The 22,346-nt window shown below is 34.0% G+C and carries 20 protein-coding genes, 1 pseudogene and 1 other annotated feature; of the genes and pseudogenes, 12 read left to right on the top strand and 9 right to left on the bottom strand.

What is annotated here, in order from left to right:
* Positions 1–79 precede the first annotated feature (79 nt).
* The 4 genes from srtD to ACTYA4_RS20280 all read right to left on the bottom strand — a co-directional run bounded on the left by srtD (position 80) and on the right by ACTYA4_RS20280 (position 4,027).
* On the bottom strand, positions 80–607 hold the full coding sequence (gene srtD / locus ACTYA4_RS20295; protein ID WP_443483356.1) for a class D sortase, LPxTATN-specific: 528 nt from the start codon (positions 605–607) through the stop codon (positions 80–82).
* Positions 608–659: 52 nt separating this feature from the next.
* Positions 660–1,616 carry a processed acidic surface protein gene (locus ACTYA4_RS20290; RefSeq protein ID WP_443483355.1) on the bottom strand — a complete coding sequence of 319 codons (957 nt, stop codon included), beginning with the start codon at positions 1,614–1,616 and terminating at the stop codon, positions 660–662.
* Between the two features lie 135 nt (positions 1,617–1,751).
* Complete coding sequence (locus tag ACTYA4_RS20285; RefSeq protein WP_443483354.1) at positions 1,752–3,305, bottom strand: ABC-F family ATP-binding cassette domain-containing protein; 1,554 nt, start codon at positions 3,303–3,305, stop codon at positions 1,752–1,754.
* 170 nt (positions 3,306–3,475) lie between these two features.
* A complete protein-coding gene (locus ACTYA4_RS20280) occupies positions 3,476–4,027 on the bottom strand; it encodes a pyridoxamine 5'-phosphate oxidase family protein (RefSeq protein ID WP_443483353.1) in 552 nt (183 codons plus the stop codon).
* Positions 4,028–4,135: 108 nt separating this feature from the next.
* Between ACTYA4_RS20280 and pdxR the strand changes: the two genes are divergently transcribed.
* On the top strand, positions 4,136–5,530 hold the full coding sequence (gene pdxR / locus ACTYA4_RS20275) for a MocR-like pyridoxine biosynthesis transcription factor PdxR (protein WP_443483352.1): 1,395 nt from the start codon (positions 4,136–4,138) through the stop codon (positions 5,528–5,530).
* A 37-nt stretch (positions 5,531–5,567) separates the two neighbouring features.
* Positions 5,568–6,140 (top strand): hypothetical protein, encoded by a 573-nt coding sequence (locus tag ACTYA4_RS20270; RefSeq protein WP_443483351.1) that lies wholly within the window; start codon positions 5,568–5,570, stop codon positions 6,138–6,140.
* Between the two features lie 6 nt (positions 6,141–6,146).
* Here the strand turns inward: ACTYA4_RS20270 and ACTYA4_RS20265 are convergent, their stop codons facing one another.
* Positions 6,147–6,533 (bottom strand): Hsp20/alpha crystallin family protein, encoded by a 387-nt coding sequence (locus ACTYA4_RS20265; protein ID WP_443483350.1) that lies wholly within the window; start codon positions 6,531–6,533, stop codon positions 6,147–6,149.
* Between the two features lie 202 nt (positions 6,534–6,735).
* Positions 6,736–6,879: a small acid-soluble spore protein P gene (locus ACTYA4_RS20260; protein ID WP_443483349.1), complete on the bottom strand. Its 144-nt coding sequence runs from the start codon at positions 6,877–6,879 to the stop codon at positions 6,736–6,738.
* Positions 6,880–7,229: 350 nt separating this feature from the next.
* Between ACTYA4_RS20260 and ACTYA4_RS20255 the strand changes: the two genes are divergently transcribed.
* The 4 genes from ACTYA4_RS20255 to ACTYA4_RS20240 all read left to right on the top strand — a co-directional run bounded on the left by ACTYA4_RS20255 (position 7,230) and on the right by ACTYA4_RS20240 (position 12,493).
* Positions 7,230–7,487 carry a hypothetical protein gene (locus ACTYA4_RS20255; RefSeq protein ID WP_443483348.1) on the top strand — a complete coding sequence of 86 codons (258 nt, stop codon included), beginning with the start codon at positions 7,230–7,232 and terminating at the stop codon, positions 7,485–7,487.
* Between the two features lie 267 nt (positions 7,488–7,754).
* Entirely contained in the window at positions 7,755–10,460 is a 2,706-nt protein-coding gene (gene acnA / locus ACTYA4_RS20250; RefSeq protein WP_443483347.1) for an aconitate hydratase AcnA, read from the top strand.
* A 203-nt stretch (positions 10,461–10,663) separates the two neighbouring features.
* The gene (locus tag ACTYA4_RS20245; RefSeq protein WP_443483346.1) at positions 10,664–11,053 is read left to right on the top strand and encodes a rhodanese-like domain-containing protein; all 390 of its coding nucleotides are present in this window, start codon (positions 10,664–10,666) and stop codon (positions 11,051–11,053) included.
* A gap of 431 nt (positions 11,054–11,484) precedes the next feature.
* Positions 11,485–11,736: a binding site (T-box leader), on the top strand.
* A gap of 61 nt (positions 11,737–11,797) precedes the next feature.
* Positions 11,798–12,493 (top strand): SAM-dependent methyltransferase, encoded by a 696-nt coding sequence (locus tag ACTYA4_RS20240; RefSeq protein WP_443483345.1) that lies wholly within the window; start codon positions 11,798–11,800, stop codon positions 12,491–12,493.
* A gap of 108 nt (positions 12,494–12,601) precedes the next feature.
* Here the strand turns inward: ACTYA4_RS20240 and ACTYA4_RS20235 are convergent, their stop codons facing one another.
* From ACTYA4_RS20235 to ACTYA4_RS20225, 3 genes are all read right to left on the bottom strand, one after another.
* Positions 12,602–12,934, bottom strand: a complete 333-nt coding sequence (locus tag ACTYA4_RS20235) for a cupin domain-containing protein (RefSeq protein ID WP_443483344.1) — start codon at positions 12,932–12,934, stop codon at positions 12,602–12,604.
* Between the two features lie 153 nt (positions 12,935–13,087).
* On the bottom strand, positions 13,088–14,074 hold the full coding sequence (locus tag ACTYA4_RS20230) for a D-2-hydroxyacid dehydrogenase (protein ID WP_443483343.1): 987 nt from the start codon (positions 14,072–14,074) through the stop codon (positions 13,088–13,090).
* Positions 14,071–15,291 (bottom strand): aminotransferase-like domain-containing protein, encoded by a 1,221-nt coding sequence (locus tag ACTYA4_RS20225; protein WP_443483342.1) that lies wholly within the window; start codon positions 15,289–15,291, stop codon positions 14,071–14,073. Before ACTYA4_RS20225 ends, ACTYA4_RS20230 begins: the two co-directional genes overlap by 4 nt.
* Positions 15,292–15,855: 564 nt before the next feature.
* On the opposite strand from ACTYA4_RS20225, the gene glnA reads away from it, so the two are divergent.
* The 6 genes and pseudogenes from glnA to ACTYA4_RS20195 all read left to right on the top strand — a co-directional run bounded on the left by glnA (position 15,856) and on the right by ACTYA4_RS20195 (position 22,324).
* Positions 15,856–17,190, top strand: coding sequence for a type I glutamate--ammonia ligase (gene glnA / locus ACTYA4_RS20220; protein ID WP_443483341.1), 1,335 nt, complete (start codon positions 15,856–15,858; stop codon positions 17,188–17,190).
* Between the two features lie 556 nt (positions 17,191–17,746).
* Positions 17,747–18,679, top strand: a complete 933-nt coding sequence (locus ACTYA4_RS20215) for a manganese-dependent inorganic pyrophosphatase (RefSeq protein WP_443483340.1) — start codon at positions 17,747–17,749, stop codon at positions 18,677–18,679.
* A 244-nt stretch (positions 18,680–18,923) separates the two neighbouring features.
* Positions 18,924–19,621: pseudogene (locus tag ACTYA4_RS20210) on the top strand (response regulator transcription factor).
* Positions 19,618–20,997, top strand: coding sequence for a sensor histidine kinase (locus ACTYA4_RS20205; RefSeq protein WP_443483339.1), 1,380 nt, complete (start codon positions 19,618–19,620; stop codon positions 20,995–20,997). Before ACTYA4_RS20210 ends, ACTYA4_RS20205 begins: the two are co-directional and overlap by 4 nt.
* Positions 20,998–21,684, top strand: a complete 687-nt coding sequence (locus ACTYA4_RS20200) for a PepSY domain-containing protein (RefSeq protein WP_443483338.1) — start codon at positions 20,998–21,000, stop codon at positions 21,682–21,684.
* 136 nt (positions 21,685–21,820) lie between these two features.
* Positions 21,821–22,324: a PepSY domain-containing protein gene (locus tag ACTYA4_RS20195; protein WP_443483337.1), complete on the top strand. Its 504-nt coding sequence runs from the start codon at positions 21,821–21,823 to the stop codon at positions 22,322–22,324.
* Positions 22,325–22,346: the final 22 nt, after the last annotated feature.

Below are 22,346 nucleotides of genomic sequence, written 5' to 3'. Positions count from 1 at the left end.
TTTTTAGGTTAATGGAAAAATGAAGGTTGGAGGATGTTAATAAGCAGTATTTTTGCTTTATTATATCCTCCTTAACCATTCATAATGTAGCGTCGACAGATTTAATTAGATCTGCTGTAATGATATATCGTTGTGGTGCATCACCAATAAAATAGAATGGATAACAAGTAGTTAATGTTAAGACAGGTCTTGATTTTGGAGTTAAAATGTCTCGGCTATCAGCAGATACGATATCAATTTTTCTTACTTTATAATAAAATGCTCCATAAACTGTTTGGATCGAAATAAAATCATTTCGTTTTACATCCTTTAATACACGAAAAAAAGTATCTCGATGCCCTGATAATACACTATTATTTTGTTCTCCTGGAAAAGAACTTCTAGTAAAATGACCGATTCCTTTATTTAATACTTTATCATTCGTTCCTTCATAAATATCGATAGACTGATCTACAGATGGTAAATAAATAGCGCCGATCCATGCTCCTTCTTTATAAAACTTCCGCGTATTTAACTCTTGCTTCTCCATTTTGTTAAATTGTTTATCTGGAATACGTAATGGAATCTCACTTTTTAAAAGCAAACCACCATGATAAAAAACAAGCAAGCCTCCAATAAAAAGACAACAGTACCCGATCCATCTAGAAGAAAGAAACCGATTATTTATCATGAATTTTTTTATTTCTTTTCAAAAAAATATATAGAACGCCAACTAAAAGGAACAGATATCCAAGAAAAAGGAACAATGGGTGATTGGAAGCTGTATTCGGCAATTGGGAATAATACAAGGTAGATAGCTCGCTGCTTAGTTCAGTAAGACGAACCACTTTATCCGCAGCATCAACAGCAAAACGGCTGGATAATTTTTCAGGTGAAATAACCGTATCCATTACTAATTTTTCTTTTTCGTCATGTAGCTCCAATGCTACAGTATCATCAGTTATATGATCTAAGAAGTGTTGCGGTTTTAATGCTGAACGTTTTCCATTATCATCTACCGTGTAAAACATAGGCTGTAATCCGAGGGTATCCATCATATTTTTCCAAAGGGAAATTAATTGCCCTTGTTGTTTTGTTGTTAATGGCTCTTCTTGATCAAGGGAATCAATCGTCTCTAATGTTTCTTTCCATTCATACACTTTATCTTGTAAAACTTTTGCATCTAATTGTTTAAAATGGTCGTACAATTGTTTTTTTTCTTTTTCCGTTATACCAACACTAATTAGAAATTGTTCTAGATTTTCCATTGTTTGTTCATGGTTTTGATAAAAGTCAATTGCAACATCCAAGTCTTCTATAAACCAGAAATCTTGGACTGTTTCGTGAAAACCTGCTAATAAAATATCTAACTCTTCTCTTGTCAAATTATAGGATTGTAATAATTGCTCAAGTGAATCAGGGGTAATTGGAGTTCCTAAACACTCCTTTAATTCCTTTATATTATCAAAATCGTCGAGCTTTATTTCTTTAAAAGACAAGTAGTTTTCTAAATCTTCTGTTGTCCATCCTAATGATTTGGCAAGTGCGGCAACTTCTGTTTCGGATGGAGCTGCTAATGCAGCACTTGAAAAAGTGCAGCAAACATAAACAAATAATATAGAAAGAATCCATTTCATGAAAACAAACCTCCAATTAAATTTACATCATTGGTAGTATTTGTTTATACATGAAAAAAATACGAAAAAAATAATATTTTCCGCCATGAAAAAAGGCGCAGAACTGTATGTAACAGCTGCGCTTTTCTTCTTTATTTAAGCATTTTGATTAGACCAAGCTTCTACATCCCAAACTTTTGTTACCCAATCTTCATAAAAATCCGGTTCATGGCAAACAAGGACAATCGTCCCTTTATATGCCTTTAACGCTCTTTTTAATTCTTCTTTTGCAACTACATCTAAATGGTTCGTTGGTTCATCAAATAATATCCAGTTGCTTTCTTCCATTAATAGTTTGCATAAGCGTACTTTTGCTTGTTCACCACCGCTTAATTGGTTCAGAGGTCTTGAAATATGCTCATTTTTTAATCCACAGCGTGCAAGAGCAGCACGAACTTGATGTTGATCCATAATAGGGAAAGCATTCCAAACATCATCAATCGGCGTCATATTTCCTGCGTTTACTTCTTGTTCAAAGTAAGATGGATATAGAAAGTCGCCACGTTCGATTTTTCCGCTAATTGGATCGATTTTTCCAAGCATTGTTTTTAATAAAGTGGATTTCCCGACACCATTGCAGCCAACGATTGCAATTTTTTCGCCGCGTTCAATCGAAATCGACATTTTAGGCAGAAGGGGATGTGTATAGCCAATTTCAAAATCTTTCCCTTCAAACACATATCGGCTGCTTCCGCGAGCTTCTTTAAACTCAAAGGTCGGTTTAACGGCCGTCTCCGGACGATCAATGCGTTCCATACGATCTAATTGTTTTTGTCTACTTTTTGCACGACCAGTTGTTGAGTAGCGCGCTTTGTTTTTGCTGATAAAATCCTCTTGCTTTTTAATAAACTCCTGTTGTTTTTCATAGGCGTTTATATGCTGGTTTTTATTAATCTCAGCAAGTTCTAAAAATTTATCGTAACTTGCCGTGTATCTTGTTAATTTAGAAAACTCAAGATGAAAAATCACATTAGATACTTGATTCATAAATTCCGTATCATGTGAAATTAGCAGAAAAGCATACGGGTATTCTTTTAAATACGATGTCAACCATTTAATATGCTCAACATCTAAATAGTTGGTTGGTTCGTCTAATAATAATACTTCTGGCTGTTCTAACAAAAGTTTTGCAAGCAATACTTTTGTTCTTTGTCCACCACTGAGTGCGGATACATCGCGATCGAGTCCAATTGCATCCAAGCCTAAACCGCGTGCAGCTTCTTCAATTTTTATATCAAGTGTATAAAATCCACCAGCGTCCAATTTATCTTGAATTTTGCCCATTTCTTCTAGTAAAGCTTCCAATTCCTCTGGAGTAGCATCGCTCATTTTCGCAGTTACTTCATTTAATTTTTCTTCTTCTTTAAAAAGAGGCAGGAAGGCATCTTTTAATACGTCTCTAATCGTTTTTCCTGGTGTAAGAACAGTGTGCTGATCTAAATAGCCATACTGAACACTAGGAATCCATTCGACTTTTCCACCATCATGGATAAGCTGACCTGTAATAATATTCATTAATGTCGATTTACCGACACCGTTTGCTCCTACTAAGCCAATATGATCTTCTGCTAAAAGGCGGAAAGAAACATCTTTAAATAATGTTCGATCCCCAAATGTATGACTTAAATTTTCAACATTTAATAAACTCATGTATCATTATCCTCGCTTTATTAAAAAAGTAATTCATACGTTTCATCATACTAGAAGTAGCAGTAGAAAACTAGACTTCATTCTATTTTTATTTTTCCTAAAATATTAATATCATGCAGGCGAGTCAGCTTCATATAAGTTTTTATAGAAAAGAAAGGAAAAAAACTATTCTAATTGTTCCTATCCATCTGTACCGTTCTGCCAGGAGTGAATTTATTTTCTTCCTGCAGCGGATTTTCCTTTCCTGTTATTTTTTCGGGAATCAATTGGTAGACAACTGTTCGGCTTCCTAATGAAGATTGATATTTTTCCACATGTGATGAAGATAATGGACGATCATAGTAGCCAGGGACATACTTTTCGAGCATTTTTTGCATTACTTCTGTGCATTCTAATACATCTTCTACTTTTTTCACCTTTCCAAATACGATAGCACTTTTATAAGCGGTATCTGTGTGTGCTGGAACAGGGTGGCATATTGTCCCTAGATCGTCACTAAGTGTAAAACAAGCGTGATTATTTTTCTCAATAATCCGTACTTTTCTGCCAGCATTTGCTCCATGAAAATAAATCGTGTTTTGATGCCAAATAAAATTTAATGGAATAACATAGGGCTCTACTCCGTCTGTTAAACCAAGGTATCCCGTTCTTGCAGTATGCAAAAATGCTTCAATCGCCTGTTGATCAGTTATTTCTCTTGTAGAGAATCTCATTTTATTCATATCCTTTTTCTTCCTTTCTATGTATGTTACACTTATTGTAAAAAATATATGTCTTATAGAAAAGTGACAGAAATAAAATTTTAATAGGTACAGATTAGAGGGGGAAACATGTTTTTACAAAAAGAGACTAAATCGCCACTTTACATGCAAGTATATGAATATTATCGAAAAGAAATATTAACTGGCAATATAAAGGAAGGAACAAAACTTCCTTCTATTAGACAGTTGTCGGAAATGTTAAAGGTGAGTAAAAATACGATAAATGAGGCATATCAGCAATTATTGGCAGAAGGTTATGTGGAGAGTAAACAGAAAAAAGGTTTTTGGGCTTTGAAACTGGGGGATAACGTAACGATTCCGGAACGAAATTTGAAACCACTTCCTATTCCATTGGAACAACCAACAACAGAAGAACACATGATTGAATTTGAGTATGGTGACATTGATTTATGCCATTTTCCATTAAAAGCTTGGAAAAAAAATATCGCAGAAAGCATCGATTCTTTAGAAAAAGAAGTCATGTTATATGGGGATAAAAAAGGATACTATCCATTGCGAGTAGAAATCAGCAAATATTTATATAAGGCAAGAGGAATCATATGCGATCCTCAGCAAATTATGATTACTGCAGGTACACGAAATGCAATCAAGCAAATACTTTCTTTTATTAAGCCATCTCTGCAAGTGGCAATGGAGAACCCAGGATATGATGGGGTGAAAAAGGTCTTTCAAAAGGAAGGATGCTATTTGCATGATATTCCAGTATCTGTAGAGGATGGGTATAGTGTCGAATGTTTAAAAAATAGCAACTGTCATCTAGCTTATGTAACACCATCCCATCAGTTTCCATTAGGTTTGATCATGCCAATTGCTAAACGGATGCAATTGCTGCAATGGGCTAACGCTAATAATGCTTATATTATAGAAGATGATTATGATAGTGAGTTTCGTTATGAAGGGGCCCCGGTTCCAAGCTTAAAAGGATTGGATACAAATGATCGAGTCATTTATTTAGGCACCTTTTCTAAGTCATTTTTGCCTGCTGCTAGAGTAAGTTATACGGTGTTGCCACAAAGTTTATTAAAACATGCTAATGAACATGTTGAATCGCAGGCAGCTTCTCCTATCATTCAAAAAGCACTTTCTTTGTTTATGCAAAAAGGGGAGTTTGACCGGCATCTTCGTAAAATGCGCAAAGTATATGAAGAAAAACGGACAATATTAGTGCGAAGTATAAAAAAATATATGGGCAATAAGGTAGAGATTATTGGAGAAAATTCAGGGTTGCATTTATTGGTTTTCATTAAAGGGAATGATCCAGACAAACTTTGCGAAAAAGCAAAGTTATTCAACATTAACATTTACTCTGCAGAACAATATTATTGGAGAGAAAAAGGAAGGCAAACATACCCGATCATATTCGGTTTTGGAGGAATAATGAAAGAAGAGATAGAAGAGGGCATTAGATTATTGGCTCATGCCTGGTTTGCTGATAAGGGATAATCAGCATCTGACGAATAGGTAGGAAGGAGGGTCTTTTATGGGTACATATTTTACTGCTTATTTTGGATTAAAAGAAATAATAGACTCTATATTAATTATCGTATTTCTTATTCATGGGATAGTTAATGCCTATATTAGTACAGATGAGCACGCAATTCATACCTTTTTGCAAAAAAGGCTGGAGAGTCCATATTATCGTTTTTTATATTCTTTAACTAACCATGATGATAAAGGAGTGATCGAATCTTACCGCAAACTGGTAACAATAAAAACAAACAAAAAGAACTATGCTTATTTTACGGTCCTTTTTTCTTTTTATTTTAATAATATGAAAGGAATGGAAGACGAAATAAATAAACTAAAATCACCGCAATACCGTTTGTATTATCAAACATTATTTCTTCTGAAAAAAGAAGGACCATTCGTAAAAGCTCAACCATTAATGAATATGAAACGAAAGTGGATGAAGGAATCTATTTTTGCCGAGCAAGCAGAAATGCTAGGACAAATGGAAGAAGCACAGTTACATGCAAAAAAGGCGATACATGCTGCAAGAGGCTTTCAGTATTATCAATTGAAAAAGTATTATTGGGGAAAATATGGCATCTAAATAATTTTAATGAATAGGAATAAGTTTATTTTGGCGTGTACAAATAGAATGTTTGCAAACAAAAATCTCCAAAATGTCACAAGTAAAAACGGCTGTTATTTTTTTTGTATCAACCGAAAACGGAAAAAATATCGTTCGTTGTTTTTTAATCGTCTGTGAATTTAAGGGAGAAAAAGCGAAGATGGTGATAAAGTTATTTTCTGCTGTGATCGTAATATTTTCTTTGGAGTAATCACGTAACAATGCCTCTACAATATAACTAGTATCTGTTTCGTATATATCAATTCTGAATTCCGTTTCATCTAAATATGTGGTGAAAGGATCTAAAAAAAATTCTTTTAACCATTCTTCCATTTCACCATTCCATTTCGAAGGTTTTTTCTTGTTATTCATAGTAAATCCTCCTTATTATTACACATCTTATTCTGTTAAAAAGGAAGATGTGAATCAAAGGAGAATGTCATGTACTAAAGATAACGGGTTCTTTATTTTTCAGTGTGTAAAAAGATTTTAAACTGACAAACGCTTCACTTTTTATACAATCGTTTTCCGATAGCCTTAGGAGAAGAAAAGGCTTCTCCTAAGAAAAGTGATTTTACATATCATGGCTGCTGTTATGCTTTTGACGAGTATGATTTCGATTTTTTACTTTTTTACTGCCGCTTAACGGTTCTGGTTGTCCAGTTTGGTGGCCTTTTGGAGCATTTTTGCGCATATCTTTACTGTCATTTTTATTCATATAACATCCCTCCTTTTATTAGAATGTAGAAATATCATCAGTTTATACCGAATATTTTTTTGAACTCTTGCACATTTTAACGGTAGAGTTTTTTATATAGAAAGTAGATTTTTTTAATGCTGTGTTAAAGCTAATTGTTGATTTTGATACGTTGTTGATTGGAGCGGAAGGCGTGAAGACTCCTGCGGCAAAAAGCGAGTCAAAGGGAGACCCCACAGGCGCACAGCGCCGAGAAAGCTCCCGAACCGCCCGCGGAAAGCGAACGCCTCTCGCTGCAATCAATAGGCAAGTTTAACAGAGCCTTTTTTTAATATGTGAGGAAACACTTTAATATATTTAGGAGGAATTCCATGTTATATCCAAAAAATAAACAACAAGCGTTTCAAGCAGCTCAAAGAGGCTTAATTGAAACAAAAACATTATATGAAGATATTGTCAAAGATTCTGCAAGCTATGGACATCAATTAAAGCATTTAAAACAAGAAATTAACGAAACATATGCACAAATTGAAAATGCATTAGAAGTTGCTTCTGAACATCAAAGAGAACAATTAGAAACATTTCAAAAAGATTTAAAAACAATAGTAGATGAGGTAAACGACATTTAAAAAGTAAACGACTAACAAGTCAGACAATATCTAACTAAATTTTGTTAGGTAGAGTTGTCTGGCTTTTGTTTGTCATCTATATATTTCCTTCAGTTGCAATAACATAAGATTATCTTATTATAAATGATAACTTTATTATAATTTACTTATGAATAAAGTTATATTAAAATTAAAAGCAGTAAATAGGGAATAGAACGGATGAAAAGTACGAATTGTTCGACTATTATTCTATTATTGGTATATGATTACATAGAGGGGGTAATACATATGGCAAAAGATATATTTAATGCTCGAAAATCATTTGAATTGGATGGGAAGCGTTATCATTATTATCAATTAGCTGCTTTAGAAGAAGCTGGAATCGGTAAAGTTTCCAACTTGCCGTATTCTATTAAAGTTCTATTAGAATCCGTGTTAAGACAAATGGATGGATTTGTAATTAAAGAAGAACACGTTGAAAACTTAGCAAAATGGGGAACAGATAAAGTGCAAGCAATCGATGTTCCATTTAAACCTTCACGGGTAATTTTACAAGATTTCACTGGCGTTCCAGCTGTCGTTGACTTAGCATCTTTGCGTAAAGCGATGGCTGATCTTGGAGGAGACCCAGATAAAATTAATCCTGAAAAACCAGTAGATTTAGTTATTGACCATAGTGTCCAAGTAGATAAATTTGGTACACCTGATGCATTAAAAGCAAATATGGATTTGGAATTTGAACGCAATGCAGAACGCTACCAATTTTTAAGCTGGGCTAAAAAAGCATTTGACAATTATCGTGCTGTACCGCCAGCAACCGGTATTGTGCACCAAGTAAACTTAGAATATTTAGCAAGCGTTGTTCATGTTAATGAAACCGATGCTGGCGAGTTTGAAGCATTCCCTGATACTTTAGTAGGAACTGATTCACATACGACCATGATAAATGGTATCGGTGTGCTTGGATGGGGTGTTGGTGGAATTGAAGCAGAAGCAGGCATGTTAGGTCAGCCTTCTTATTTCCCAGTGCCGGAAGTAGTAGGGGTCAAACTTGTCGGTGATATGCCAAATGGTTCAACAGCTACAGACCTTGCTTTAAAAGTAACGCAAGTGTTAAGAAGCAAAGGGGTAGTTGGAAAATTTGTAGAGTTCTTCGGTCCTGGTGTCACGCAGCTGCCACTTGCTGATCGTGCGACCATTGCAAATATGGCACCTGAATATGGAGCAACTTGCGGATTTTTCCCTGTTGATGAAGAATCTCTCACCTATATGCGTTTAACTGGACGATCTGAAGAACAAATTAAAGTAGTAGAAGCATACTGCAAAGAAAATGGATTATTTTTTAATCCTGCTTTAGAACCAGTTTATTCAGATGTGGTAGAAATAAACCTTTCTGCAATAGAAGCAAACCTATCTGGGCCAAAAAGACCTCAAGATTTGATTCCATTATCAAAAATGCAGCAATCATTTGTTGATTCAGTGACTGCGCCAGAAGGAAATCAAGGTTTTGGTTTAAAAAAGGAAGAATTCGACAAAAAAGTGGTCGTTGATTTTACGAATGGCGACAAGACAACGATGAAAACAGGATCAGTTGCCATTGCTGCGATTACAAGCTGTACCAATACATCTAATCCATACGTATTAGTAGGTGCAGGACTAGTTGCGAAAAAAGCAGTAGAACTTGGTATGGAAGTCCCTAAATTTGTGAAAACATCATTAGCGCCAGGTTCAAAAGTAGTAACTGGATATTTGCGAGATTCTGGACTATTGCCATATTTAGAACAAATCGGCTTTAATCTTGTTGGCTATGGTTGTACAACATGTATTGGAAACTCTGGTCCGTTACTTGAAGAAATTGAAAAGGCTGTAGCGGATTCTGATTTACTTGTTACAAGTGTTTTATCTGGTAACCGCAACTTTGAAGGACGCATCCATCCGCTTGTAAAAGCAAACTATCTTGCTTCACCGCCATTAGTAGTAGCATATGCTTTGGCAGGAACGGTAAATATTGATTTGCAGAAAGAAGCAATCGGAAAAGATAAAGATGGCAATGATGTATTTTTCCAAGATATATGGCCATCTACTGAAGAAGTAAATGAAGTGGTTCACCGTACCGTGACACCTGAACTATTTAAAAAAGAATATGAGCGAGTATTTGATGATAATAAACGTTGGAATGACATTCAAACAAATAGTGATCCATTGTACACATTTGATGAAACATCCACTTATATTCAAAACCCGCCATTCTTTGAAGGATTAACACCTGAGCCAAATAAAGTGCTTCCATTAAAAGGATTAAAAATAGTTGGGAAATTCGGCGATTCTGTTACAACAGATCATATTTCTCCAGCAGGTGCAATTGGCATCAATACTCCTGCCGGCAAGTATTTAAAAGAAAACGGTGTTGAACCTCGTGAATTTAACTCTTATGGATCTCGCAGGGGGAACCATGAGGTAATGATGAGAGGAACATTTGCCAACATTCGTATTCGCAATAAAATTGCTCCTGGAACAGAAGGCGGTTATACTACTTACTGGCCAACAGGAGAAATCATGTCTATTTATGATGCATGTATGAAATATAAACAAGACGGAACAGGATTAATGGTTATTGCAGGTAAAGATTACGGGATGGGCTCTTCACGTGACTGGGCAGCAAAAGGTACGAACCTTTTAGGTATAAAAACAGTCATTGCAGAAAGCTTTGAGCGGATTCACCGTTCCAATCTTGTCTTAATGGGTGTGCTGCCGCTTCAGTTTAAAGACGGAGAAAACGCCGAATCTTTAGGATTAACAGGAAAAGAAACATATCATGTGAATTTAGATGAAACAGTCAAGCCGCAAGATTATGTAAAAGTAACAGCAATGGATGAAGAAGGTAACAAAACAACATTTGAAGCATTAGTTCGTTTTGATTCTGAAGTCGAAATCGATTATTATCGACATGGCGGTATTTTACCGATGGTATTAAGAGATAAATTAAAAAACTAAAACCAAGTAAACGATGGGGCAGCTAAATTAGTATGTACGTAAAATTCCACTATTCATATTTTTATTTTATGAACTAGAGGAGTTGTACATACTGATTAGCTCTTTTTTTAAAAGTTCCATGTTGTCGATATATAAAGCAAATTATTAGATAAATACAGCGTAATTTGATACGATTTACATGACAAACAAAAGGAGGAATGAAAATGACTTTAACTTTTGGTAAATTAGTAGAAGAAGCACAAAATAATGTTCCAGGCATCTCATCGATTGAAGCGAAAAAAAAGATAGAAGAACAACCAACTACATATATTATTGATGTACAGGACGCAGCTGATGCTGGTGCATGTGGGCTGATTCCAAGCAGTGTAAATATTTCTTTAGGCATGCTTCCAATTCGTGCTGATTTAGAACTTCCAGAAGAATTTCGCAATCCAGAGTTAGCGGATCGCAACCGCCCAATTTTAGTAACATGTGGTTTAGGAGGACAAGCTGCGTTAGGTGCCTATTTACTTAAAAAAATGGGCTTTACAGACGTTGCTTTTATTGAAGGTGGAACAACTGCATGGAAAGACGCAGGTTTTGAAACAGTTTAAATAAGAAGAGACTTCTATATATCTATATAATAGATAAGGTATGTAATTCTATTTTTATAGAAAAACAAATGCAATTAGCAGACCAAATCGCTCGATGATTTGGTCTTTTCGTCTTGTTATTATTCATATATTTACGCTTAATATATGAGACGATAGTGTTTTGAGTAGGGTTGGAATGACTTAATTCCTTAAATCAACCATATCCATAAGTAACTCCAATAGAATGAATTCCAGTATTATTCGCACCTATAATATCGTGCTTCCTGGCTCCAATCAAAGAAGATTTCTTTATTGCTAATTGGTAATTCTCATTTTGTTTTACTAAGGATGCGTTAGTAAAATAAGATTGCAAATGTTTTGACTATCTTCTGAGTTTGTTATAAAATGATAAAATCAAGAAAATGGTAATTTTGGTAAATGACATTCGAATAAAAAATGCGATGATGAAGAGGAGTAAACATAAAGAACACTTCAGAGAGCTGATGGTTGGTGGAAATCAGTGTGGAAATCTTGTTGAATGGGCTTCTGAGCAGCCAAACTGAACGAATAGTAGGTTATGGCGGAAAGTCTTACCGATATAAAAGAGACAATGTATCGAAATAGCATAGATTATTTCTGTACAGTAAGTGCGTTTATTTTTAATAAACGAAATAAGGTGGCACCACGGGTTTCTCGTCCTTTTACTAGGATGAGAAACCCTTTTTTTATGCATAAAAACTGAAATATTTAAGGAGATGGAAACCTATGAGTAAATCTGGATTAGACTTGGAACGAATCATTTTTATTGGTAGAACTTATGAAGAATATTTACATATGTTTTCCCTTTCATCATTAGAACTAAATGGCAAGAAGATACTCGATTGTCCAGCAGGAGCTTGCTCATTTACAGCAGTTGGCAACAAGTTTGGGTTAGATGTGACGGCAGCTGATATTGCCTATTATCACTCAAATGAAGAATTAAAAAATAAAGGGCTGAAGGATATTGAACACACAGTGGAAACGATGGAAAAAGCGAAAGACAATTTTCTATGGGATTATTTTGAAAGCGTAGAGGGATTAGGAAGGCATCGAACCAATGCTTTAATAGATTCTTATAACGATAGGAAGAAAAATAGCAAGAGATATATACCAACTACTCTTCCATCTTTGCCGTTTAAAGATAAGGAATTTGATATTATCCTTTCTGCTCATTTTTTATTTACGTATTCTGACCGATTAGATGTTGATTTCCATATCAGCACATTGAAGGAATTATTGAGGGTTTCAAAAGAAGAAGTTCGTATTTTTCCATTAGTTGATTTAGAAGGAAACCGATATCAACACTTAGATGAAATAATAAGTTATCTCGAAGACAATGGCTGTAAGGTTGAGGAGGTTAAGGTTTCATACGAGTTTCAAAAAAATGCTAATTCGATGTTGAGAATAAAGAAAATAGGGTAGGAGAGCTAATTATAATATTAACTCATTAAGCAAGTTTGTAAAAAAAGTAGAATTGATAAGATTAATAGTCTCTGTTGATTAGTAAAAACACCAATGATTATTGGTGCTTTAAGAAATTCCATTAATATCGTTATCTTTTTTTTCGAAACAAAGATTTACAGTTCTAGTATTTGATCTTGTTCTATGTTGTGTATGTGCTGGTACAGTGAAGGTTTCTCCAGGTAGTAATGAAATGCTTTTATTATTTTCTAGGTCAATTATCAGTTCACCTTCGAGTACCATAAATAATTCGTCGGTTTCATGCTCGTGCCAATGAAATTCACCATCGATAACAGCGATTCTTAAAACATGATCGTTTATATCTGTAACTACAAAATTATTATATTTATTAACATCTGAGACTAAGTCTAATAAGTTGATTTTTTGTAAATTTTGTTCCAACTTATATATCTCCTTTCAAAGTTAAAAATAAACATTCTATCATTTATGTAGTAGATAACAATAATAAACTAAATTAGCAAGTTAGGGAAAGGTATATTCCTTTCCCTACACCCAATACCAATTCGTCTATTATTGTCATTGTAAGTACTTTTCTTAATACCCTAATTTTTTATCTACCACATTAATGAGTTCCTGCCCATTTTGAAAACGGTAAACATTTTCTAAAAATATATTCATATAACGTTCCATGCTTTTTGGTGAAAAATAGGCGTTATGTGGCGAAATAATGACATTATCTAGTTTCCAAAAAGGATGATCCTTTGGCAAAGGTTCTACATCAAACACATCCAAAGCTGCTCCTGCAAGTTTTTTTGTTTGTAAAATCTCTAATAAATCTTGCTCTGCAACCGTGTTCCCACGCCCAACATTTATTAAAAAGCTCGTTGGCTTCATTAATTGGAGCTTTTCTTTATTAATAATATGAAATGTTTCTGGTGTAGAAGGAAGTGCTAATATAAGAAAATCGGATTCTTTTATGACCATATCCATTTCTTCTAATCCGACTACTTGATCAGCTGGATCCTCTTCTATTGTACGGGTAGGCCTTTTTCTGCAGCCAATAACGGTCATATCAAATGCTTTACAACGCTTGGCAATTTCTTTCCCGATTTCTCCATATCCGATAATCCCTACTGTTGCACCTTCTAAATCAGTAATGGAAGTATTTTGCCAAATTTTATTTTGCTGATTTTGAATCATCGCTGGAATTCCTCTAGCAAAACTAGAAATCATGGCAATAGTATGTTCTGCAATAGGTACAGAAGTGCAGCCTTTTGTATTCGTAATAATAATATCACTGTTCAGTGTTCTTTCATTCAGAACACTATCTAAGCCAACACTAATGGATTGGATCCACTGTATATTAGGTGCTTGCTCGATAATGTTTAAATGATCATGTAAACCTAATGTTAGTATAATAGTACATTCGGACAAATTATGCTGCACTATAGGTTCATCTTCTCCGTATGTCCAAGGCTCAAACATTACCGTTGCCCCAAGCTGTTTTAATTGATCTATAAATTTTTCTGGAATATTATTTCGAATATAAATAACTAATTTCTTTTGGTCTGTATGAATCATTTATTAATTTCCTCAGGCGTTAATCTTTTTACATAAGCATAATACGTGTTGGCAAGACGTTTGATTGCCTCTGTAATTTTTTCTTCATTACAATAAGTAAAACATAGTCTCATCGTATTAAAACCTTCATCCTTTAAGTAGAAATGTCGTCCATCTAAGAAGGACACGCCTGCCTGCATTGCCTCGTCAACAAAAGCACTTGTATTAACACCAAGGGGGAAGGTTAACCATAGGAAAAAACCACCATCTGGCACTACGAAAGATACATCATCTCCGAAATATTCTTTTATTGCACTTACCATCGCATCTTTTCTCGATTTATATGTGGCGCTTAAATACTGAATATGCTCTTCTATATCGAGCTTCTGAAGCACATTGTATACTACTTCCTGTACGTAAACACTTGTAAAACCGTCCGTTTTTAAGATGCGCATTTTATCAATTACTTGTTTATTTCCTATAGCCCAGCCCATGCGAATACCTGGTGCAATCACTTTAGAAAAAGTACTCAAATAAATGACTCTTTCCGGTCCAAAGGAATGAATGGATGGTAAATAACTTCCATCAAATGTAAGTTCAACATAAGCATCATCTTCCAAAATAAAAAAGTTATATTCATACGCTAATTCGGCAAGTTTTTTTCTTCTTTCCAACGAAAGATTAACCCCACCTGGATTATGATAGTTCGGCATGACATAAAGGATTTTTGGCATCGGTTTATTATTTGCTCTTGCTTTTATTAATGCTTGCTCTACTAGATCTACTTGTAAACCATTTTCATCGATAGGAAAGGAAGTAAGTTTTACTTCTGCTAGATGAAAAGAACGGATTGCTCCAAAAAAACAAGGGGCTTCTATCCATAAATCATCACCAGGGTCCGTCAATGTTCGTGTCACAAGATCAATGGCTTGCATGCTTCCTGCTGTAACGAGAATTTGATCTTCGTTTGCATAAACTTCACGGAGTTTGGAACGAGATTTTATCCATTTGACAATATTGCTTGGACCAGTACCTCCAAGATAGGAAAGTGCACCAGTTCCTTGTGTTTTCATTGCTGCTTCCGTTGCTGTTACCATAGTCTCAAGTGGAAATGACTCTGGTGCAGGAAATCCAAATGACAACGGAATAACATCCTCTAAACTGCCTGCAAAGGAAGAACCTATGATAGGCATATCAGGAAATCTTTTGCTAAGAGTAAAAGGTTTTAATGCATTCATAAAGGTAACACCATCCTAAAATTAGTTGAAATTAACTGCTTATTTGAAAATTTAACACTATTCTAAAAATTTATCCATTATAATTATAAAAAAAATAGTGTTATTTTGGAAAAATTTTTAATTTTTTTCGGTATAGTGAAATAATTAAAGATATAAAGATTGAAAGGCTATTGCAAAAAACTAAACTACCTTACTAAATATCTATAATTTCACTTCTATTCTATTAAGAATTTCATTATGGAAAGAAACATCCTATTTTGTTCTTCATTCTGTAAGTTAGGAAACCATTACATAAATCCCGCTAGTGTTAATATATGCTATTTATTTCGAATAGGGAAATAAAAAAGAAAGGAATGATAAAAAATACGTAGTATTGCCTTGTTTTTTTCACAAATTCACCAAATTTATTTATGTTTAAATTTGTTCAAAAGGATGAAAGCGTTATCTAGTAAAATTTTTAAAAAATACTGAAAAACTTTTTAAAAAAACATTGTATAAAAATCAAAGATTACTTATAATGGATTCAGGTTAAATAATAGAACATGAATTGTGAGGTAAAATGACATGGCACAGATTACATTAGAACAAATTCAAAGTACAATTAAAGAAAAAAGCGTTCAATTATTACATCTTCAATTTGTTGACATTGAAGGAATCTTAAAAAATATCACTATTACTGCTGCACAATTAGAAGATGCTGTAGAAGGTAAAATCATGATTGATGGTTCATCTATTAAAGGTTTTTCACCTATTAATAAATCAGATTCTTACCTACAACCAGATCTAAATACATTTGTAGTAATGCCTTGGACTGAAACAGAAGGTTATTCTGAAGCACGTTTCCTTTGCTCTGTTACAAATCCTGATGGAACTTTATTTGAAGGGGATACTCGTAACGTTCTTAAGAAAACAGTTGCACGTGCTGCTGAAAAAGGTTATTCAATCTCAGTTGGTCCAGAATTAGAATTTTTCTTATTCGAAACAGATGGAAAAGGATATCCAACTGATGAACTAGGCGATCTTGGTGGATATTTTGAGCCATCTCCTAAAGATTTAGGCGAAAAAGTTCGTGTTGAAATTTTCAAAACGTTAAAAGCTATGGGCTTTACAATTGAAGCACTTCACCATGAAGTAGCAGAAGGCCAACATGAAATTAACTTTAAATATGCTGATGCATTAACTGCAGCAGATTTATCTACTACATATAAATGGGTTGTTAAAACTATTGCAGCTCAGTATGGATTATTTGCAACATTTATGCCAAAACCAGTTTTCGGTATTAATGGTTCAGGTATGCATGTTAATATGTCATTCTTTAAAGATGGAGAAAATCTATTCTTTGATGAGTCTGATGAATTACAGCTTTCAACAGAAGCATATTCATTCATTGCTGGAGTATTAGAAAATGTTAAGAGTTTTGTTGCGATAACAAATCCTTTAGTAAACTCTTATAAGCGTCTAGTACCTGGTTATGAAGCACCTTGCTACCTTGCTTGGTCTGCATCAAACCGTTCAGCATTAATTCGTATTCCTGCTAAACGTGGAATGGCTACTCGTGTTGAGCTTCGTTGTCCAGATCCATCTGCTAACCCATACTTAACATTTGCAGTAATCGCTTCTGCAGGTTTAGATGGAGTAGAAAAAGGCTTAAAAGCTCCAGCTCCAATTAACGAAGATATCTTCCATATGACAGATGATCGTCGTAAAGAGCTTGGAATTGACAGCTTGCCAGGTGGATTAGATGCAGCTATTGCTGAGTTAGAAGCTGGTGAAATCGGTCTTAAAACTCTTGGAGAGCATGTATTCACAGAATATTTAGCTGCGAAAAAAGAAGAGTGGGATAACTACCGTACAACAATCCATGCTTGGGAAATTGATAACTACAAATTTAAATTCTAATTTGTAAAATAGAGGGAAGAGAAAGGTTAACTCCTTTCTCTTTTTTTGTGGAAAGATGAGGAAATATTAGGTTTTTAACTTAGATAAGTGTCTAGCTCTCATGAAAGATAACCGCACGTTTTCTTAAAGTAAGGCTGTTTTCTAAAAGTTTGTTGTTTTTGAATAAAATAATAAATATGGCTTAAGCACTGAGCTGCCTGAATACACGTAGACTCCTGCTTAGAAAAGCGCGAAAGACGAGACTTGTGCAGGAGCGTAGCGACGATGAGGCTCGGCACTCGTCCGCGGAAAGCGAAGCGTATTCAGGCTGCGGGGTAAATCACAATAATCTATACGAAAAAAGCCTAAATAAAAAAACACTTTTTGAGTCAAGAGACCATTTTTCTACAGGGCTGAACAAGGCAACTACGCTTTTCTATATGAATAGTAGAAATTTTTGTTCAGTTCTTTTATTTTTATTGGGATATGTTAAAATAACTGTAGGTGGCTCCATAGGATAGTTAAGATGTACATCTATATGAACCATCATTATTATTGTTACAAGGAGAATTATTTCATGGAAAAAGTGTTAATATTCGGTCATAAAAATCCAGATACGGATACTATTTGTTCAGCAATTGCATATGCAAGCTTAAAAAATAGCTTAGGGATTGCTGCAGAACCAGTTCGCCTTGGCGAAGTAAACGGGGAAACTAAGTTTGCTCTAGATTATTTTAATACAGAAGCACCAAGGTTTATTGAAAAAGCTTCAACTGAAACTAACAGTGTCATTTTAGTGGACCATAATGAGTTCCAACAAAGTGTGGAAGATATTAAAGATGTTAGTATATTAGAAGTTATCGACCATCACCGTATTGCAAATTTTCAAACAAGCGATCCGTTATACTACCGTTGCGAGCCAGTTGGTTGTACTGCAACTATTTTAAACAAGCTGTTCAAAGAAAATGGCGTAGAAATAAACAAAGAAATCGCAGGTCTTATGCTTTCTGCCATTATTTCGGATTCTTTATTATTTAAATCGCCAACATGCACAGAGCAAGACGTAGCGGCTGCACGTGAATTAGCTGAAATTGCTGGTGTAAATGCGGAACAGTATGGTCTTGAAATGTTAAAAGCAGGTGCTGATTTAAGTGATAAAACAGTTGAACAATTAATTTCACTTGATGCAAAAGAATTTCCAATGGGTACATATAAAGTCGAAGTTGCACAAGTAAATGCTGTTGATACAAACGATGTGTTAGCAAAACAAGCTGAATTAGAAGCAGCATTAAACAACACAATTTCTGCGAAAAATCTTGATTTATTTTTATTAGTTGTAACTGATATTTTAAACAATGATTCTGTCGCTTTAGCATTAGGTGATAAAGCAGCAGTTGTGGAAAAAGCGTTTAATGTCGATTTAAAAAATAATACTGCTCTATTAAAAGGTGTTGTATCTCGCAAAAAGCAAATTGTTCCAGTTTTAACTGATACTTTTAATAATCTTTAATTTATAATTAATCTACAAAACAAATTATTATAAAAATGTCCTAAAAGCGTCATCTTTTAGGGCATTTTTATTTGCAAATTAGTACTATTTTTTGTAGTCTTCTTATTAAAATGCTTCAATAGTTTATATATAATTGCATTTGTTGTAAAGGTGCCTTGTCTACACAGTAAATAGTGTGGATTCGATACCACTCTATATAAAAAGTTGTTAATCTAAAAAAAAAGAAAAGTCAGGAGGTTCATTTTTGAAAAAAGAAAAAATACTCATTATTGAAGATGAACAGAAAATAGCAAGAGTGATAACGATGGAATTAGAATATGAGGGTTATGATGTTTGTATAGAAAATACTGGTACAACGGGTTTAGAGAGGGTAATGAAGGAAGATTGTAGTCTCGTATTACTAGATGTGATGTTACCAGGATTAAGTGGCTTAGAAGTATTAAGAAGAATAAGAAATGGCAACAATAACGTGCCAGTTATTCTCTTAACGGCAAGAGATTCGATACCGGATAAAGTTGCTGGGCTAGATTTAGGGGCAAATGACTATGTAACTAAGCCATTTCAAATCGAAGAGCTTTTGGCAAGAATTCGTGCTGCTCTTCGAATAAGTCAGCAACAAATAAAAAAAGAACAAGAAAAAGTATTAACGGTTGCAGATTTACAAGTATTTGTAAAATCATATCGTGTAATACGAGAAAATATTGAAATAGACTTAACACCACGTGAGTTTGAATTATTAGTATACTTACTAGAAAATAAAAATATTGTGCTTACAAGAGAGCAAATTTTAACGAATGTATGGGGATATGATTATTTAGGTGATACACATGTAGTCGATGTGTATATTCGTTATGTTCGGATTAAAATTGATCATCAGTTTGAGAATCCATCATTCATACGATTAGGGGTGTTGGGTATATCATAAAGGATGTTGCATCATGAAAGTGCGCTTGAAAATTCAACTATTTTCCACCTTATTTCTTTTTATTATTATACTAGTAGTAAACATGTTTATTTATTTTCTTTTTCAAAAACTAATTCTTACAGACAATGTAAATAAAACAACGGTGCAAATGGAACAAATAGCCAAGAGCTTGCGTTCAATTTCTGATTCCAATACAGAAAGTTTACTGCGTGCGTACATACCTACAGACGGAATGATTCGTTTGATAAATAGTAATGATTCAGTAGTCTTTACTTCAACAACAGATAAAAAGTATGTAGACATAAATGCACATTTTATCGGAAAACAAACAGAACAAATAATAGAACAAGATGATCGTGTATTTACTGTTACAACACTTCCAGTGATTTGGCATAATGGCGATGTTGTAACATTAGAACTAGCAGAAAATATCCAAAGTAGTATGACTATTTTACATGCTTTACGTATTATTTTAATTATTTCAACCCTTATTGTAATTATTCCGACCTTTCTAGCAGGAAGAATATTATCAAATGTCATTCTAAACCCGATTCAATCGATGATTAATACGATGGAAGAAATACAAATAAAAGGTGATTTGAAAGAAATAGACCTTCCCGAAAAGAAAAAGGATGAACTATATCAACTTGGAGCAACTTTTAACAAGATGATTACGTTATTGAAGAGACAGTTTGAGCAGCAACAGCAATTTGTGTCTGATGCATCGCATGAATTAAAAACACCTTTAACAGTGATAGAAAGTTATGCGAATATGTTAAAAAGGTGGGGAATGAAAAGAGAGGAAGTATTAATAGAAGCTATAGAGGCCATTCATTCTGAATCCATTCGCATGAAAGAGATGACCAATCAAATGCTTGAGCTGGCAAACGCAGATGGCCATTGGAAGTTGGAAATGAATCACCTTAATCTTCTAGCTATTTGTCAAGACACAGCTCGAAATATGGAAACAGTACATCATCGAAAAATCTCCGTTTACAGTGAAAAAAATAAAGTCTCCTTGTATGGAGATCAACAAAAAATAAAACAATTATTATTTATCTTATTAGATAATGCGATTAAATTTAGTTCTGATAGCATCCATATTAGGATTGATACAACCACTACATGTTTGATGATAGAAATTTCTGATAAAGGACCAGGCATTCCAAAAGAGGAACAAGCTTTAATTTTTGAGCGGTTTTATCGAGTGGATAAAGCGAGAACACGTGAAAGTGAAGGTACAGGATTAGGATTATCGATAGCCAAAAAAATTGTGGAAGCACATAAAGGAATCATTTTTGTAAAAAGTGCTGTTAGAGCAGGTACAACGTTTATATGTCAATTTCCTTTAATAGAAGATTACAAAGAAAAATCAAAAGGAGATGGCGCATAAGTGAGAACGCGAAGCTGGCTGAAGCTGCTAGTCTTTCTAGTAGCAGCATTTATCCTTTATATCTTTTTTACTTTTTTAAAAAAGGATGATCTTTTATCTAAAGATGAGGTAAAAGAAATCATATCGAGTAAGTATGAAGGAGATGTGATGGGTTTATCCAAAAAAAAGCAGCAAGGAAGAGAGGTATATGAAGCAAAGATTGAAAATAATAAAGGGTCCTATCATATTTCTGTGGATGCTAAAACCGGAAAAATTGCAAATATTGTCGTTTTATCAAAAAAATATACGAATAATCAAAGTCTATTGACAGAAAGAGACGCTGTTAAACAAGTGCAAAAAAAATACGACGGAGAAATAATAGCAGTACAAGCAATAACGGAAAATGGCATTCGTTATTTTCAAATTAGTTTAAAGTCGGAAAAAGATCCGTATAAAATATTAGTTAACCGTCAATCGAAAGAGATAATACCAGTAAATAACGAAGCAACGGGCAGGATTAAGGAAGAAGCTGCTAAAGATATTGCGCTAAAAAAAATAGAAGGAAAGATAATAAGTATTGATTTAGAGGAAGAGGATGATCAATTTGTATATGAAGTAGAAATAGAAACGGAAAAAAAGGAAGAGGTAAAACTTTATATAAACGCATATAGCGGAGATGTGATTTCAATTAATTGGGAAGATGATTAGGATATTGTAAACTACATTTGGTCTTCATATTTTAGGAGACGTATTTCTTATTTCTCATCAATTTCTCATTTTTGTTCTTCTTTCTTATCATTTTACCACGGTACTATATACGTATAGAAAAAAGGAGGAAGCAAAAATGAAAAATAAATGGATCTGGATTGGAATTGCTGCTGTAATAATTATTAGTACATCAGCTTATTATATTGGGAAAGGAAACGGAAATTCTGTAGCAGCACAACAAAAAATTTCAAAAGAAGAAGCAACAAAACTAGCTGCTGAAGAAACCAATAAAGAGGTAAAAGATGTAGAATTACAAACGAATGCAAATGGGGAAACAGTTTATGAAGTGGAATTGCAGGATGATGTATTAGATCAAAAAGAAGACGAAGATTTATATGTTAATGCGGAAACTGGGGAAGTGTTGTCAAAAAACAGCATGCTAAAAAATATTAAAATAACAGATGAGAAAGCAAAAAAAATAGCGTTAGAAAAAAAAGCTGGAACAGTGACAGACATAGAACTAGATGATAATAATGGAATATATTATTATGATATCGAAGTAGTGCAAGTAAATGGAAAAGATGTAGATATTAAAATATCAGCGGAAAATGGAAAAATAATTCAAATTGACCGTTATTAAAACAACAGTAGAAAACTGTTGT

It is taken from the genome of Niallia yueguangensis (assembly GCF_052663115.1).
This window is presented reverse-complemented; position numbering and strand designations above follow the sequence as displayed.

Excerpts from the sequence above, each read along its gene's own strand:
- ACTYA4_RS20240 (WP_443483345.1), top strand. The coding sequence starts at position 11,798 with ATGAGTAAATCTGGATTAGACTTGGAACGAATCATTTTTATTGGTAGA.
- ACTYA4_RS20280 (WP_443483353.1), bottom strand. The coding sequence starts at position 4,027 with ATGAATAAAATGAGATTCTCTACAAGAGAAATAACTGATCAACAGGCG.
- ACTYA4_RS20215 (WP_443483340.1), top strand. The coding sequence starts at position 17,747 with ATGGAAAAAGTGTTAATATTCGGTCATAAAAATCCAGATACGGATACT.
- ACTYA4_RS20245 (WP_443483346.1), top strand. The coding sequence starts at position 10,664 with ATGACTTTAACTTTTGGTAAATTAGTAGAAGAAGCACAAAATAATGTT.
- ACTYA4_RS20195 (WP_443483337.1), top strand. The coding sequence starts at position 21,821 with ATGAAAAATAAATGGATCTGGATTGGAATTGCTGCTGTAATAATTATT.
- ACTYA4_RS20270 (WP_443483351.1), top strand. The coding sequence starts at position 5,568 with ATGGGTACATATTTTACTGCTTATTTTGGATTAAAAGAAATAATAGAC.
- ACTYA4_RS20205 (WP_443483339.1), top strand. The coding sequence starts at position 19,618 with ATGAAAGTGCGCTTGAAAATTCAACTATTTTCCACCTTATTTCTTTTT.
- ACTYA4_RS20225 (WP_443483342.1), bottom strand. The coding sequence starts at position 15,291 with ATGAATGCATTAAAACCTTTTACTCTTAGCAAAAGATTTCCTGATATG.
- pdxR (WP_443483352.1), top strand. The coding sequence starts at position 4,136 with ATGTTTTTACAAAAAGAGACTAAATCGCCACTTTACATGCAAGTATAT.
- ACTYA4_RS20265 (WP_443483350.1), bottom strand. The coding sequence starts at position 6,533 with ATGAATAACAAGAAAAAACCTTCGAAATGGAATGGTGAAATGGAAGAA.
- ACTYA4_RS20260 (WP_443483349.1), bottom strand. The coding sequence starts at position 6,879 with ATGAATAAAAATGACAGTAAAGATATGCGCAAAAATGCTCCAAAAGGC.
- glnA (WP_443483341.1), top strand. The coding sequence starts at position 15,856 with ATGGCACAGATTACATTAGAACAAATTCAAAGTACAATTAAAGAAAAA.
- ACTYA4_RS20285 (WP_443483354.1), bottom strand. The coding sequence starts at position 3,305 with ATGAGTTTATTAAATGTTGAAAATTTAAGTCATACATTTGGGGATCGA.
- ACTYA4_RS20255 (WP_443483348.1), top strand. The coding sequence starts at position 7,230 with ATGTTATATCCAAAAAATAAACAACAAGCGTTTCAAGCAGCTCAAAGA.
- acnA (WP_443483347.1), top strand. The coding sequence starts at position 7,755 with ATGGCAAAAGATATATTTAATGCTCGAAAATCATTTGAATTGGATGGG.
- ACTYA4_RS20230 (WP_443483343.1), bottom strand. The coding sequence starts at position 14,074 with ATGATTCATACAGACCAAAAGAAATTAGTTATTTATATTCGAAATAAT.
- ACTYA4_RS20290 (WP_443483355.1), bottom strand. The coding sequence starts at position 1,616 with ATGAAATGGATTCTTTCTATATTATTTGTTTATGTTTGCTGCACTTTT.